Source organism: Modestobacter sp. VKM Ac-2985 (genome assembly GCF_026967925.1).
Lineage (GTDB): Bacteria > Actinomycetota > Actinomycetes > Mycobacteriales > Geodermatophilaceae > Modestobacter.
The window spans coordinates 634053-648451 of record NZ_JAPVBI010000002.1 but is presented as its reverse complement, the minus strand read 5'-3'; the positions used below and the strand labels follow the sequence as shown (position 1 = coordinate 648451).

14 protein-coding genes are annotated in these 14399 nt (G+C 73.7%); 6 read left to right on the top strand and 8 right to left on the bottom strand.

The genetic code is table 11. The annotated features are described in order from the left end of the window. Nucleotides 1-475: 475 nt before the first annotated feature. On the bottom strand, nucleotides 476-1762 hold the full coding sequence (locus tag O2V61_RS12310) for an adenylosuccinate synthase (protein WP_269183598.1): 1287 nt from the start codon (nucleotides 1760-1762) through the stop codon (nucleotides 476-478). Nucleotides 1763-1838: 76 nt separating this feature from the next. On the opposite strand from O2V61_RS12310, the gene O2V61_RS12305 reads away from it, so the two are divergent. The 3 genes from O2V61_RS12305 (at nucleotide 1839) to O2V61_RS12295 (ending at nucleotide 4448) form a co-directional block, all read left to right on the top strand. Beyond that, nucleotides 1839-2456, top strand: coding sequence for a hypothetical protein (locus O2V61_RS12305; protein WP_269183597.1), 618 nt, complete (start codon nucleotides 1839-1841; stop codon nucleotides 2454-2456). Between the two features lie 73 nt (nucleotides 2457-2529). After that, entirely contained in the window at nucleotides 2530-3630 is a 1101-nt protein-coding gene (locus tag O2V61_RS12300) for an ABC transporter permease (protein ID WP_269183596.1), read from the top strand. Beyond that, nucleotides 3627-4448 carry an ATP-binding cassette domain-containing protein gene (locus O2V61_RS12295; protein WP_269183595.1) on the top strand — a complete coding sequence of 274 codons (822 nt, stop codon included), beginning with the start codon at nucleotides 3627-3629 and terminating at the stop codon, nucleotides 4446-4448. The genes O2V61_RS12300 and O2V61_RS12295 overlap by 4 nt, the downstream gene beginning before the upstream one ends. A 15-nt stretch (nucleotides 4449-4463) precedes the next feature. Here the strand turns inward: O2V61_RS12295 and O2V61_RS12290 are convergent, their stop codons facing one another. Further along, nucleotides 4464-5936, bottom strand: a complete 1473-nt coding sequence (locus O2V61_RS12290; RefSeq protein WP_269183594.1) for a helix-turn-helix domain-containing protein — start codon at nucleotides 5934-5936, stop codon at nucleotides 4464-4466. A gap of 198 nt (nucleotides 5937-6134) precedes the next feature. Between O2V61_RS12290 and O2V61_RS12285 the strand changes: the two genes are divergently transcribed. From O2V61_RS12285 to O2V61_RS12275, 3 genes are read left to right on the top strand one after another with little or no spacing between them, the layout of a single operon-like run. After that, nucleotides 6135-7178 (top strand): amidohydrolase family protein, encoded by a 1044-nt coding sequence (locus O2V61_RS12285; protein ID WP_269183593.1) that lies wholly within the window; start codon nucleotides 6135-6137, stop codon nucleotides 7176-7178. Continuing rightward, nucleotides 7178-7945, top strand: coding sequence for an iron-sulfur cluster assembly protein (locus tag O2V61_RS12280; protein WP_269183592.1), 768 nt, complete (start codon nucleotides 7178-7180; stop codon nucleotides 7943-7945). The genes O2V61_RS12285 and O2V61_RS12280 overlap by 1 nt, the downstream gene beginning before the upstream one ends. Next, on the top strand, nucleotides 7942-8967 hold the full coding sequence (locus O2V61_RS12275; protein WP_269183591.1) for an NAD(P)-dependent alcohol dehydrogenase: 1026 nt from the start codon (nucleotides 7942-7944) through the stop codon (nucleotides 8965-8967). The genes O2V61_RS12280 and O2V61_RS12275 overlap by 4 nt, the downstream gene beginning before the upstream one ends. A gap of 46 nt (nucleotides 8968-9013) precedes the next feature. Here the strand turns inward: O2V61_RS12275 and O2V61_RS12270 are convergent, their stop codons facing one another. From O2V61_RS12270 to pyrE, 6 genes are all read right to left on the bottom strand, one after another. Next, complete coding sequence (locus O2V61_RS12270) at nucleotides 9014-9157, bottom strand: GPGG-motif small membrane protein (protein WP_269170306.1); 144 nt, start codon at nucleotides 9155-9157, stop codon at nucleotides 9014-9016. Between the two features lie 215 nt (nucleotides 9158-9372). Next, the gene (locus tag O2V61_RS12265; RefSeq protein ID WP_269183590.1) at nucleotides 9373-9780 is read right to left on the bottom strand and encodes a DUF3151 domain-containing protein; all 408 of its coding nucleotides are present in this window, start codon (nucleotides 9778-9780) and stop codon (nucleotides 9373-9375) included. A 3-nt stretch (nucleotides 9781-9783) separates the two neighbouring features. After that, the gene (fbaA, locus tag O2V61_RS12260; protein WP_269183589.1) at nucleotides 9784-10818 is read right to left on the bottom strand and encodes a class II fructose-bisphosphate aldolase; all 1035 of its coding nucleotides are present in this window, start codon (nucleotides 10816-10818) and stop codon (nucleotides 9784-9786) included. 87 nt (nucleotides 10819-10905) lie between these two features. Beyond that, nucleotides 10906-12267, bottom strand: coding sequence for an FAD-dependent oxidoreductase (locus O2V61_RS12255; RefSeq protein WP_269183588.1), 1362 nt, complete (start codon nucleotides 12265-12267; stop codon nucleotides 10906-10908). Between the two features lie 28 nt (nucleotides 12268-12295). Then, complete coding sequence (locus O2V61_RS12250; protein WP_269183587.1) at nucleotides 12296-13732, bottom strand: FAD-binding oxidoreductase; 1437 nt, start codon at nucleotides 13730-13732, stop codon at nucleotides 12296-12298. A gap of 58 nt (nucleotides 13733-13790) precedes the next feature. Continuing rightward, the gene (gene pyrE / locus O2V61_RS12245) at nucleotides 13791-14348 is read right to left on the bottom strand and encodes an orotate phosphoribosyltransferase (RefSeq protein WP_269183586.1); all 558 of its coding nucleotides are present in this window, start codon (nucleotides 14346-14348) and stop codon (nucleotides 13791-13793) included. Nucleotides 14349-14399: the final 51 nt, after the last annotated feature.

Genomic DNA, 14399 nt, shown 5'->3' with positions numbered 1-14399 from the left:
GACAATGGCCGCAGCAGCTGCATCAGGACTCGTCTCGGCCGCGACCTGCTCCAAGATGTCGGCGGCGGACTCATTACCAGTTGGTCCAACTAGGCGCAGCGCAAGACCCCGGGCGCGGTCTTCGCGCTCCTCGGCGGCTCGCTCGGCCGCTCGGGGATCCCATCCCCGATCCAGACGGCGGTCGGGCGTGATGCTTGACCGGTCGATCGCTGAGGCAGTCATCTTCTCCATTGGCTCCTTCGGTCTTGACCAACACTATCCGCGTGTCGTCCCAGCTGCGCTCGCCGCCCCAACGGCTGCAGCGGCTTCAACCGCTCGCGGCCTGTGACCTCGCAACGACCCAAGCATGCACGCACGCACTGACACAACTGCTCGAATCACACCCGCCGGTCAATCCCGGCGAGCCGCGCGTCGTCGGCGTGTCACCCGTTTGGGCTAGCGGGTCGCCGGCTGAGGAACCCGACGGCGGGGGACCTCAGATCAGATCGTGCAGGACGACGTTCTCGTCCCGCCCGGGGCCCACGCCGATGACGCTGACCCGCGCACCGGAGAGCTCCTCGAGCCGGCGCACGTAGGCCTGCGCGTTGGCCGGCAGCTCCTCGAAGCGGCGGCAGGCCGTGATGTCCTCGAACCAGCCGGGCATCTCCTCGTAGATCGGCTTCGCGTGGTGGAAGTCGGTCTGCGTCATCGGCATCTCGTCGTGCCGCACGCCGTCGACGTCGTAGGCGACGCAGATCGGCACCGTCTCCAGCCCGGAGAGGACGTCGAGCTTGGTGAGGAAGTAGTCGGTGATGCCGTTGACCCGGCTGGCGTAGCGGGCGACGACGGCGTCGAACCAGCCGCAGCGCCGGTCGCGGCCGGTGGTCACGCCGACCTCGCCGCCGTGCTTGCGGAGGTACTCGCCCCACTGGTCGTGCAGCTCGGTCGGGAACGGGCCGGAGCCGACCCGGGTCGTGTAGGCCTTGAGGATGCCGACGACCCGCTCGATCCGGGTGGGGCCGACGCCGGCGCCGACGGCCGCACCGCCGGCGGTCGGGTTGGACGACGTCACGAACGGATAGGTGCCGTGGTCGACGTCCAGCAGGGTGCCCTGTGAGCCCTCCAGCAGCACCCACTCACCGGCGTCGAGGGCCTTGCCCAGCAGCAGCCGGGTGTCGACGATCCGGTGCTTCAGCTGCTCGGCGTACCCGGCGTACTCCTCGACGACCTCGTCGACGTCGATGGCCTTGCGGTTGTAGACCTTGACCAGGATCTGGTTCTTCTCCTGCAGCGTGCCCTCGAGCTTCTGCCGCAGGATCGACAGGTCGAGCAGGTCCTGCACCCGGATGCCGTTGCGGGCGACCTTGTCGCCGTAGGCCGGGCCGATGCCGCGGCCGGTGGTGCCGATCTTGCGCTGGCCGAGGAAGCGCTCGGTGACCCGGTCCAGGGCGCGGTGGTGCGGCATGATCAGGTGCGCGTCGGAGGAGATCACCAGGCGCGAGGTGTCCACCCCGCGCTCCTCCAGGCCGGCGAGCTCGCCGATGAGCACCTCGGGGTCGATGACCACGCCGTTGCCGATGACCGGCGTGCAACCCGGGGTGAGGATCCCGCTGGGGATCAGGTGCAGCGCGTACTTCTCACCGTCGGGCGTGATCACGGTGTGCCCGGCGTTGTTGCCGCCCTGGTAGCGGACGACGTACGGGACGCGGCCGCCCAGCAGGTCGGTCGCCTTGCCCTTGCCCTCGTCGCCCCACTGGGCGCCGATCAGCACGACTGCCGGCATCGGGGGGTTCTCCTCGTTCGTCGCGTCTGCCCAAGACACCGGCGGTTCCCGGCTGGCCAGGTGGCAGGGTATCGGCATGCCCGCGACTCAGCTCGACCTGCGCGGCCTGGCGGCGGTCCAACCGCCGTCGCGCCGGCACGTCGCCTCGGTGGTGGACGGCGCCGACGCGGTGCACGTGCTGGGCCCGGTGCCCGCGCTGTCGGCGGTGCTGACCCGGTTGTGGAAGACCGAGCGGCTGCCCGCGGTACCGGTGAGCTGGCAGCCCGCCGACGACCCGGCGTCCGCCGGTCTGGCGCGCTCCCTGGGCGTCGGCACCGGGGCCGAGCGCGAGCTGCCGCTGGTCCGCGACGACCACGGCGGGGTGCTGCTGCACACCGGCCTGGTGACCGCGCACGGTGCGCCCCGACGCGCGCTGGCCCGCCGGTTCGGCGCCCGCGCCCACTGCGACGACACCCGGGTCGCCGACGGTCCGATCACCCGGATCGACGTGCGACCGGACTGGACGGCGGTGGACCGGATCCGCGTGGCGGTGGTGACCCTGCCGCTGCGGCCGGTGCGCCGGGCGCACGGCCGGGCCCTGCAGATGGCGTCGGACCCGGCCCAGGTCAGCCGGGACGGCGTGCCGTTCGACCGTCAGGTCACGAAGTGGACCTGGTACGCCGACGACCGGGTGCGCTGGCGCCTGCGCCCCTGACGGGCGGCGGTCCGGCCGCCGGAGATCGTGGACACTGGGGTCTCCGCCCCGCTCGAGGAGGTCTCGCGTCGCCGTGCCACCCCTCCACCCCTTCTCGGCCGCGCCGCCGTCGACCGGCGAGCGACTGACCGGCTTCGGCCCGGCGACGCCCGCCGTCCCCCGCTCGGCCGGTCGCCGGGTGCTGGACCGGCTGCTCGCCCGCCCCGGCGTCGGCGCGCTGTTCGGGGTGCTCGTGCTCGCCGTCTTCTTCGGGCTGCAGGCGCCGGAGCTGATCAGCTCCGGCGGCCTGGCCACCGTGCTCGACATCGCTGCCCCGCTGGGGATCGGGGGCGTGGCGGTCGCGCTGCTGCTGGTCGCCGGTCAGTTCGACCTCTCGATCGGGGTCGTCGCGGTGGGCAGCAGCCTGGTGACCGCCCTCCTGGTGACCCAGCTGGGTCTCGGCATCTGGCCGGCCCTGCTGGTGTCCCTGCTCGCCGCCCTGCTGGTCGGGGCGGCCAACGGGCTGCTGGTGGTCACCACGGGGCTGCCCAGCTTCCTGGTGACCCTGGCGACCTTCCTCGTGCTGCAGGGCGCCTCGCTCGCCGGGGCCGCCGCGATCGCGGGCTCCTCGCGGGTCACCGGCCTCGCGGGGTCACCGGGCTGGGAGTCGGCGCTGGCGGTGTTCGGGGCCACCGCGCAGCTGGGTGACGGACGGTTCCGCATCTCGCTGCTGTGGTGGGTGCTGGCCACCCTGCTGACCACCTGGCTGCTGTGGCGCACCCGCTTCGGCAACGCCGTCTTCGCCAGCGGCGGCGCCAGCCGGGCGGCCCAGGAGCTCGGCGTCCCGGTGGCGCGCACCACGGTGCTGCTGTTCCTGGGCACTGCCGCCGCCGGCTGGCTGATCGGCACGCTGGCGCTGGTCCGGCTCGGTGGCGTGCAGGTGGACCCGGCGCTGGGCACCGAGATCGAGTTCATCGTGGTGGCGGTGATCGGCGGCTGCCTGCTCACCGGCGGGTACGGCTCGACCGTGGGCGCGGCGCTGGGGGCGCTGCTCTACGCCGTGGCCCGGGAGGGCCTCTCGCTGGCCGACTGGGACCCGCGCTGGTTCCAGGCCTTCCTCGGCCTGTTGCTGCTGGTCGCGCTGCTGGTCAACGGCGTGGTCCGCCGCCGGCTGCGCACGGTGCCCCGCTCGTGAGCACGGCCGCCGACCTCTCCCCGCACGGCTCCCCCGCACCGGTGCTGGAGCTGCGGGGCGTGACGGTGCGCTTCGGCAGCGTGCCGGCGCTGTCCCGGGTGTCGCTGGCCCTGCGGGCGGGTGAGGTGGTCTGCGTGCTCGGGGAGAACGGCTCGGGCAAGTCGACGCTGGTCGCCGTCCTCTCCGGCCTGCAACAGCCGGCCGAGGGCGAGCTGCTGGTCGACGGCCGGCCGGAGCGCTTCCGGTCCCCGCGGCGAGCCCGCGCCTGCGGGATCGCCACGGTCTGGCAGGACCTGGCCATCGCACCGCTGATGTCGGTCTGGCGGAACTTCTTCCTCGGCGCCGAACCGACCCGCGGGCTGTGGCCGTTCCGGCGGCTGGACGTCGGACGGGCCGAGGAGGTCACCACCCGGGCGATGGCCCGGGTGGGCGTCCCGGGGCTCGACCCCGGCCAGGCCGCGAGCGCGCTGCAGGCCGGTGAGCGACAGAGCCTGGCCATCGCCCGCGCCCTGCACTTCGGCGCCCGCGCCCTGGTCATCGACGAGCCGACCGCGCCGATGACGGTGGCCCAGCGGGCGCTGGTGCTGCAGTCGGTGGTGGCCGCCCGCGACGCCGGGCTCGCCGTGCTGTTCGTGACCCACAGCCCGCAGCACGCCCACCTGGTCGGCGACCGCTTCCTGCTGCTCGGCGGGGGGCGGGTGGCCGGTGACCTGACCCGGGAGGACGTCGACGTGCACGACCTCACCCGGCTGGTCGCCGGCGGGGACGAGCTCTCCCGGCTCAGCGACTCGCTGCGGGCCGCCGAGCACGACCGCTGAGCGGGCGGTCGCGGGCTACACGGTGATCCGGTACTGGGCGATCTTGCGGTAGAGGGTGGCCCGGGACAGGCCCAGTTCGGCGGCGGCGTGCACCACCGTCGTCCCGGGGCGGCTCAGGCAGCGCACGATCTCGTCCCGCTCCAGCTGCTCCAGTCGGCCGAGCGTCCGGCTGCCGTCGGACAGCACCCCGGGCGGCAGGTGCGCGACGTCGACGAGGTCGGTCCGGGCGGCGGCCGCACGCACCGCCGCCCGCAGCTCCCGCACGTTGCCCGGCCAGCCGTGCGCGGCCAGTGCCCGCAGCGCACGCGCGGTGAACTCGACGTCGCGGTGCCGGAGCTGCCGGGCGAAGGCCCGGGCCAGCGGCTCGACGTCGGCGGGCCGGTCACGCAGGGCGGGCACCTCGACGACCGCCTCCACCAGTGCGGCCAGCGGGCCGGGGAGGGCGGTGAAGGAGGAGCCGGTGAGCACCAGGGGCCCCGGCGCGCCCGTGGTCGTCGGGACGGCGGCGACCTCCGCGGCCAGTTGCTCGGCCGCCCAGACCGGGAGGGTGTCGGCCTCGGCGACCACGACGCAGGTGTCCGGCGCGTGCAGCTCCGGCGTCCACAGGGTGAGCCACTCGCCGACCTCGGCCGGCTCGGGTGGCCGGGCGACCAGCACCCGTTCCCGCAGGCCGGTGGCGCGGCGGGCCAGCGAGGTCGCCGTCGTCCGCCCGGCACCCGGCTCGCCGACCACGGCGACGAGCCGGCCGCCGGTGACCGTGTCGCGCACCGCCCCCACGGCCGCCTGCCAGGCCGGGGACACGCACGGGTCGTCGGCTGCGCCGTCGACGAGCCGGCCGGTCAGCACGTGGAACACCTCCCCGCGCGGCGCCGCACGGAGCAGCTGGCCACCGGCCCGCACCTGCATCAGCGCCGCGGTGTTCCCCGCGGCGGCCTGGGCCAGCGCCAGCAACAGCTCCGAGGAGGCGTCGGACCAGGTGGTGAGGTTGATGCTGCCCACCAGCCCACCGGTGCGCGGGTCCAGGACCGGCACGGCGGCGCAGGTGTAGCGGCGCAGCGGCGCGACGTAGTGCTCCGGACCGTGGACCAGGGTCGGCACCCGGTCGGCGAGAGCGAGGCCGAGCCCGTTGGTGCCCGCGGTCTGCTCGCCGAAGTAGAAGCCCGGCGCCAGGTGCACGCGGTCCAGCGAGCGGTTGATCGTCTCGTCGTCGCACCAGCGGGCCAGGACGAGCCCCTGCGGGTCGGTCAGCATGAAACCGACCGGTTCACCGGCCAGGGTGCCGTGCAGCCCACGGACCACCTCCGCACCGCACTCGTAGAACAGCGAGTCGGTCGGCACCCCGTCGACGTAGACCGGCACCACCTCCTCCGGGGTGACCCCGTAGCGCTCGCTGCGCTGCCAGGAGGCACGGACCCGCGCAGCGCTGCTCGGCCGGTCGAGCCCCGCTGCACCGGCCGGCCGCAGCCGGTCCGGAGGTGGAGGTGACACGGCGGCCCTCCTCGGGACGCTGGCGAGCGGAGCTGCGGGTGTCGACGGGGCGCGGCTGCGGCCGGCGGCGGACCCGGGCCCCAGGTGTCTCAAAGTGAGACAGCAGACCCCCTCATTGTGGTCCATGCCACACCTACCGTCGATCCCGAGGTGCTCCGGCCCGCAACGACGCGGGCGGGAGGGAGTCGAGGAGGACCCATGTACAGCAAGGACGGCGTCGACTACTTCGTGGTGGACGCGCACATCGCGCTGTGGGACGCGCGACCGGAGAACCAGCGGAACGTGCACGGCAAGCAGTTCATCGACTGCTTCTACGACTACCACCGCAACCTCAGCCCCGAGTCCGAGGTCTGGCCGTACGAGGAGTACCTCTACCAGGGCGGCGAGCGGCTGATGCGCGACGTCTTCGGCAACGGCATCGTCGACCACGCGATCTTCCAGCCGGCCCGGCTCGGCGAGTTCTACCACCGGGGGTTCGGTCAGACCGAGGAGGCGTTCGCCCTCACCCAGGCCCACCCGGACCAGCTCACCTACAACCACTGGTGGGACCCGCGGGACGGGGAGAACGGCCTGGACCAGCTGCGTGCGGACGCCGAACGCTTCGGGCTCACGGGCGTGAAGCTCTACACGGCCGACTGGCACGGGGAGTCCCGCGGCTGGAAGCTCACCGACCCGATGGCCTACCGCTACCTGGAGGTCTGCCGCGAGCTCGGGATCCGGAACATCCACATCCACAAGGGCCCGACGATCCGACCGCTGGACCGGGATGCCTTCGACGTCGCCGACGTCGACCACGTGGCCACCGACTTCACCGACCTCAACTTCATCGTCGAGCACTGCGGGCTGCCCCGGCTGGAGGACTTCTGCTGGATCGCCACCCAGGAGCCCAACGTGCACGCGGGTCTGGCGGTGGCGATCCCGTTCATCCACACCCGGCCGCGGTACTTCGCCCAGATCATGGGCGAGCTCGTCTACTGGCTCGGCGAGGACCGGATCCTGTTCTCCAGCGACTACGCGCTCTGGACCCCGACCTGGCTGGTCGAGCGGTTCGTGGACTTCCAGATCCCGGAGGACCTGGCCGAGTACGCGCCGCTGACCACCGACGTGAAGAAGAAGGTGCTCGGGCTCAACGCCGCGAAGCTCTACGACATCCCGGTGCCCGAGCACCTGCGGCTGCCCGACGCCGACGAGCCGGCCACCGGGCCCCGCCAGCCGGACGCCGCCGACCTGGCGATGTCCTGATGACGGCGACCCTGACGGCGGTGGTGACGGAGGCGCAGGTCCGTGCTGCGCTGGGCAGCGTCGTCGACCCGGAGCTCGACGAGCCGGTCACCGACCTCGGCTTCGTCCGGTCGGTGGCCGTCCGGGGCGCGGACGTCGAGGTGCACCTGCGGCTTCCGACGTCGTTCTGCGCCCCGAACTTCGCCTGGCTGATGTGCGCCGACGCCCACGACGCGGTCTCCGCCGTCCCCAGGGTCGGCCGGGTGGTGGTGGAGCTCGACGACCACCACGACTCCGACCTGATCAACCGCGGCCTGGCCGCGGGGGCCGGGTACCGGGGCACGTTCGGGCACGAGGCGGAGGAGTCGCTCGACGAGCTGCGGGCCACCTTCCACCGCAAGGCGCACACCGCGGCGATGGAGCGGGCGCTGACCGCCCTGCTGCGCGCCGACCGCTCGCGCACCGAGGCGGACCTGCTGCACACCACCCTCGGCGACCTCCCCCCGGACGAGCCGACCACCGGTGCGCTGCGGCGCCGGCGGGCCACCCTCGGCCTGCCGACCGACCCGGGCGCCGCGGTGCTGGTCGCCGCCGACGGCACCCGCCCGTCCCCGGCCGACGCCGCCCTGTTCCTGCGGCGGGCGCGGTCGGTGCGCATCTCCGTCGACGGCAACGCGCACTTCTGCCGCGGCCTGCTGGCCACCCGCTACCCCGGCGCCGAGGCCGACCAGTCGCCCCGGCCGGACGCCGACTCCCGTTCCCTGCTCCCCCTGGAGGTCCTGTCATGAGAGCCGTCCGCGTCACCGGGTACCAAGAGCCGCTCCGGCTGGACGACGTCCCGCAGCCGGAGGTCACCGGCCCGCACGACGTCATAGTGAAGATCGGCGGCGCCGGGGTCTGCCGCACCGACCTGCACATCCTGGAAGGGCAGTGGGCGGAGAAGTCCCAGGTCACGCTGCCGTACACGATCGGGCACGAGAACGCCGGCTGGGTGGCGGCCGTGGGCAGCGCCGTCAGCCACGTCGCCGAGGGCGACAAGGTGATCCTGCACCCGCTGGTGACCTGCGGGCTGTGCCGCGCCTGCCGGTCCGGGGACGACGTGCACTGCGAGAACTCGCAGTTCCCCGGCATCGACAGCGACGGCGGGTACGCCGAGTACCTGAAGACCACGGCCCGCAGCGTGGTGCGGATCGACGACTCGCTGGAGCCCGCGGACGTCGCGGCCCTGGCGGACGCCGGGCTCACCGCCTACCACGCGGTGGCCAAGGCGGCCCGCCGGCTGCGGCCGGGATTCCGGTGCGTCATGATCGGCGCCGGCGGGCTCGGGCACATCGGCATCCAGGTGCTCAAGGCGCTCTCGCCGGCCGAGCTGATCGTGGTCGACCGCAACCCCGAGGCGGTGAAGCTGGCCGAGTCGATCGGCGCCGACCGGGGGATCGTCGCCGACGGCAGCCAGGTCGAGCAGGTGCGCGAGCTCACCGGTGGGCACGGCGCCGAGGTGGTCATCGACTTCGTCGGCGAGGGCGGCTCCACCAAGGAGGGCCTGGCGATGACCCGGCGGGCCGGGGACTACCTGGTCGTCGGGTACGGGGAGAACGTCGACGTGCCGACGATCGACCTGGTGTCGGCGGAGATCAACGTGCTGGGCAACCTGGTCGGGAGCTACGACGACCTGGTCGACCTGATGGCGCTGGCGGCGCAGCAGAAGGTCACGCTGCACACCGCGAAGTACGCGCTGACGGATTTCCAGTCGGCGATCGACGACCTCGACGCCGGCCGGGTCCGCGGCCGCGCGATCCTGGTGCCCTGACTCCCCCGGTGGGGCCGAGATGCCTCTCGGCCCCACCGGGGGCAGCTCAGGTGAAGACGCTGACGCCTCCGGGGCCGACCAGCAGCCCGAGGACGATCAGCACGATCCCCCAGATGATCTGCTTGCGGACGATCGCGACGACCCCGGCGACGACCAGGACGACGGCGAGGATCCAGAGCAAGGTGGCCATGGCCTGCCTCTCTTGTCGAGGCGGCGCCCCGTGGCGCCGACTGGATCTTGACGCTAACGAGACCGCCGGGTCTCGGCATCAGGACGATCATGATCCGTATCTCGCCCCGGGCGCCCTGCCTGTGGCCGCGCTGACTGAGCAGTCGTGGTCGCCGACCCGCGCGGACACGCCGCGGGGAGCGACCCGAACTGCTCAGTCGGCAGCAGGGTGCTGCGTCAGGGGGCCAGCGTGGGGTCGCAGTCGCGCAGCAGCTGGGTGCAGCGCTCCTGCTCGTCGACCTCGCCGATCCGCCCGGCCGCCGTGGCCAGCACGGTGACGCAGCGCAGGAACCCGCGGTTCGGCTCGTGCGACCACGGCACGGGGCCGTAGCCCTTCCAGCCGTTGCGGCGCAGCGCGTCCAGCCCGCGGTGGTACCCGGTGCGGGCGTAGGCGTAGGCCTCGATGGTCCGACCGGCCTCCAGCGCGGTCTCGGCCAGGGCGGCCCAGGCGGCGCTGGAGGTGGGGTGCCCGGCGGCGACCTCCGCCGGGTCGGCGCCGGCGGCCAGCGCGTCGTCGGCCGCGGGGATCCCCGGCAGCAGGGTGGGTGCCGGCTCGCCGAGCAGGTTGCGGTGTGCGTGGGTCACGGCTCAGCCCGCCTGCGACTGGCCGGCGGAGAGCAGGTGCTCGCAGGCCTCCACGATCCGGTCGGCCATGCTCACCTCGGCCAGCTTCATGTAGGTGCGCGGGTCGTAGGTCTTCTTGACCCCGACCTCGCCGTCGACCTTGAGGACGCCGTCGTAGTTGCTGAACATGTGGCCGGCGATCGCCCGGGTCAGCGCGTACTGGGTGTCGGTGTCGACGTTCATCTTCACCACGCCGTAGGACAGCGCCTCGCGGATCTCCTCGAGCGCAGAACCCGAACCGCCGTGGAACACCAGGTTGAACGGCTTGGCGCCCTCGCCGAGGCCGAACTGCTCCGCGACGACGGCCTGCCCGCGCTGGAGCACGTCGGGGCGGAGCTTCACGTTGCCCGGCTTGTAGACCCCGTGCACGTTCCCGAAGGTCGCCGCCAGCAGGTAGACGCCCTTCTCCCCGAGCCCGAGGGCCTCGGCCGTGCGGACGAAGTCACCGTCGGCGGTGTAGAGCTTCTCGTTGATCTCGTGGGCGACGCCGTCCTCCTCGCCGCCGACGACGCCGATCTCCACCTCGAGCACGATCTTGGCCGCGGCGCACTTCTCGATGAGCTCCTGGCCGATCTCCAGGTTCTCGGTCAGCTCGATGGCCGAGCCGTCCCACATGTGCGACTGGAACAGCGGCTCCTGGCCGGCGTCGACCCGCTCCTGGGAGACGGCGATCAGCGGGCGTACGTAGCTGTCCAGCTTGTCCTTGGGGCAGTGGTCGGTGTGCAGCGCGACGTTGACCGGGTACTTCGCGGCGACCACGTGGGCGAACTCGGCCAGCGCCACCGCACCGGTCACCATGTCCTTGACCCGGGTGCCCGAGCCGAACTCCGCACCCCCGGTGGAGAACTGGATGATCCCGTCACTGCCGGCGTCGGCGAAGCCGCGCAGCGCGGCGTTGACCGTCTCGGACGAGGTGCAGTTGATCGCCGGGTAGGCGAACCCGCCCTCCTTCGCCCGGGTGATCATGTCGGCGTAGACCTCGGGGGTCGCGATGGGCATGCGGTGCTCTCCTGACGTCGGGACCGGCGGCTCTGCTCGCGGTCAGTATCGCGCCGGGTGGTCACCGGTGGGGCGCCCGGCCCCCGGTCAGCCCTGCTCGATGCGGCTGACGGCGCGGGCGGCGACCACCACCGGGTCGTAGGTGGGCGAGAACGGCGGGGCGTAGGAGAGGTCGCTGCCGGCCAGCTCCTCGGCGGTCAACCCCGCCCAGATCGCCGTGGCCAGCACGTCGATCCGCTTGCCCGACCCCGGCCCGCCCACCACCTGCGCCCCGAGCAGCTGCCCCGAGCCGGCCTCGGTGACCAGCTTGACCGCGATCTGCTCCGCGCCCGGGAAGTAGCCGGCCCGGGTGGTCGCCTCGATGACGTCGGTGCGGTAGGCGAACCCGGCGTCCTCGGCCTGGGTGGTGCACAGCCCGGTCCGCCCGATCTCCAGCTCCCCCACCTTGGTCACCGCGGTGCCGAGCACCCCGGCGAACCGGGCGGGCCGGCCACCGATCACCGAGCCGGCGACCCGGCCCTGCTTGTTGGCGTGCGTGCCCAGCGCGACGTGCGCGACCTCGCCGGTGACCCGGTGGAACGTCTGCGCGCAGTCGCCGGCGGCGAAGACCTCCGGGTGGTCCCGGCAGCGCTGGCTCCGGTCGACGTCGACCGCGCCGGTCGGCCCGATCGCCAGCCCGGCCTCGGCCGCCAGCGACGCCTCGGGCCCCATGCCCAGCCCGAGGACGATCAGGTCGGCCTCGTACGTGCCGACGTCGGTGCGCACCCCGCAGGCCCGGCCGTCCGGGTCCAGGAGCACCTCGCGCACCGCCTGGTCGGTGTGCACGGTCATGCCCATGGCCTCCAGGCCGTCGCAGACCCGCTGGCCCATGTCGGCGTCGAGCAGCTGCATCGGCAGCGGGTCGGCGAGGACGACGGTGACCTCCAGACCCCGGCACTGCAGGGCCTCGGCCATCTCCAGCCCGATGTAGCCACCACCGAGGACCAGCCCGCGCCGTGGCCGGTCGGTGGGCAGCGCGTCGATCGCCGCCCGGACCGCCGCGCCGTCGTCCAGCCGGTGCACGCCGAACACCCCGGGGGCGTCCAGTCCGGGGATCGGGGGGCGGGTGGGCCGTCCCCCGGTGGCCACGACCAGCCGGTCGTAGCCGAACCGCGCGCCCCCGCCGGCGTGCACCACCCCGGCGTCCAGGTCGATCGCCTCGGCCCGCGTCCCGGTGTGCACGGTGATGTCGCTGGCGGCGAACTCGGCCGGCGTCCGGGCGATCAGGTCGTCCCGGTCGCTCACCTGCCCGGCGACCCAGTAGGGGATGCCGCAGGCGGAGTAGGAGACGACGTCGCTCTGCTCCAGGACGACGATCTCCAGGTCGGCCGCCGTGCGCAGGCGCCGGGCCTGGGCGGCCGCCGACATCCCGGCCGCGTCGCCGCCGACCACCACCAGTCGCTCGGTCATGCCCCGCAGCCTCCCACCGCCGGTCGCCTCAGGCGCCGAGGAGCCCCGAGACGGCGGCCAGGTCGCCGGCGGCGGCCCGGCGGAACATCTTCCCGGGGTTCAGCAGCCCCGCCGGGTCGAGCGCGTGCTTGATCGCCTGGTGCACGGAGAGGGACACCGGTCCGATCTCCCGCTCCAGCCAGTCGGCCTTGATCGTGCCGACGCCGTGCTCGCCGGTGATGGTCCCGCCGAGGGACAGCCCGAGCTCCAGGATGGCGTCGAAGGCGGCGTAGGCCCGGGTGCACTGGTCGGGGTCGGCGCCGTCGAACACGACGGTCGGGTGCATGTTGCCGTCACCGGCGTGCCCGACGACCCCGATCACCAGCCCGGCGGAGGCGGCGATGGCGTCGCAGCCGTCGATGAAGGTGGCCACCCGCGACCGCGGGACGGCGACGTCGTCGAGGAGCAGGCTGCTGCCCAGCCGCTCCAGCGCCGGCAGCGCCATCCGCCGGGCGGTCATCAGCAGGTCGCCCTCGGCCGGGTCGTCCGTGGAGTGCACGAAGTCCGCGCCGGCCTCCTCGCACAGCCGGGTCAGCGCGGCGATCTCGGCGAGGGCCACGTCGCCGCCGCTGTCGGACTGGGCCAGCAGCAGCGCCGCCGCGTCACGGTCCAGGTCGGCCTTCATCAGGTCGTCGACCGCGCGGATGCAGGTGCGGTCCATCACCTCGAGCATGCTCGGCACCAGGCCGCTGGTGACCACCCGCTCGACGACCTGGCCGGTCTGCGCGCTCGTGCCGAAGCTGGCGACCAGCGTGACCGGCGGCTGCGGGGCGGGGCGCAGGGCCAGCGTCGCCTCGGTGATCACGCCCAGGGTGCCCTCGGAACCGACGAACAGCCGGGCCAGGTCGTAGCCGGCGACGCCCTTCACCGTGCGCCGTCCGGTGCGCAGCACCCGGCCGTCGGCGAGAACGACCTCCAGGCCGAGCACGTAGTCGGTGGTGACCCCGTACTTGACGCAGCACAGCCCGCCGGAGTTCATCGCCAGGTTGCCGCCGAGGGTGCACCAGTCGTAGCTGGCCGGGTCGGGTGGGTAGAACAGCCCGTGCTCCCGGACGGCGTCGCGCAGCGTCTTGTTCACCACGCCGGCCTGGACGACGGCGAGCCGGTCGGCCGGTGCGACCTCCAGGACGGCGTCCATCCGGGTCAGCGCCAGCGTGATGCACCCGTCGACCGCGTTGGCCGCGCCGACCAGCCCCGAACCGGCGCCGCGCGGCACCACCGGGATCCCGTGCCGGCTGGCCAGCCGCAGCACCGCCGACACCTCCTCGGTGCTGCGCGGCAGCGCCACCGCGGCCGGCAGCCCGGCCTCGGCCAGCATCGCCTGGTCCCGCGCGTAGGCGGCGGTGACGTCGGGGTCGGTGAGCACGCTGTCCGGGCCCAGAGCGTCCTGGAGCTCGCGGACCCACGTCGTCGTGAGGGCGGTCACCCGGTCACCGTACGGCCCTGACGCGGCTGCGGTGCCCTCCCGGAGCGGGGCCTGACGATCAGGAGAGCCCGAGGTCGGCGAGCTCGAACGCCGCGCGGTACTCCAGGCCGGCCGCCTCGACGGCCGCGCGGGCGCCGCGGTCGACGATCACGGCCACGCCCAGCACCTCGGCACCGGCCTCCTGCAGCGCCGCCACGGCGGCGAGCGGGCTGCTCCCGGTGGTGGAGACGTCCTCGACGACCAGCACCGTGCGGCCGGCGACGTCGGGCCCCTCGATCCGCCGCTGCATCCCGTGCGTCTTGGTCGCCTTGCGCACCACGCAGGCGTCCAGGAACCCCTCGCCGCCCGCGGCGGCGTGCAGCATCGCGGTGGCGACCGGGTCGGCGCCCAGGGTCAGCCCACCGACCACGTCGTAGCGCAGGTCGCCGGTGAGCTGGCGCATCACCCGGCCCACCAGCGGGGCGGCCTCGTGGTGCAGCGTCACCCGGCGCAGGTCGATGTACCAGTCGGCCTCCTGGCCGGAGGAGAGCGTGACCTTCCCGTGCACGACGGCGAGGTCGACGATGAGCTCGCGCAGCCGGTCGCGGTCGGGGTGGGCCGGAGCAGGGGCGTTCATCTCGCCGACCCTACTGAGGTCGCCGGAGCGGGTGTCGGTGACCGGGACCCG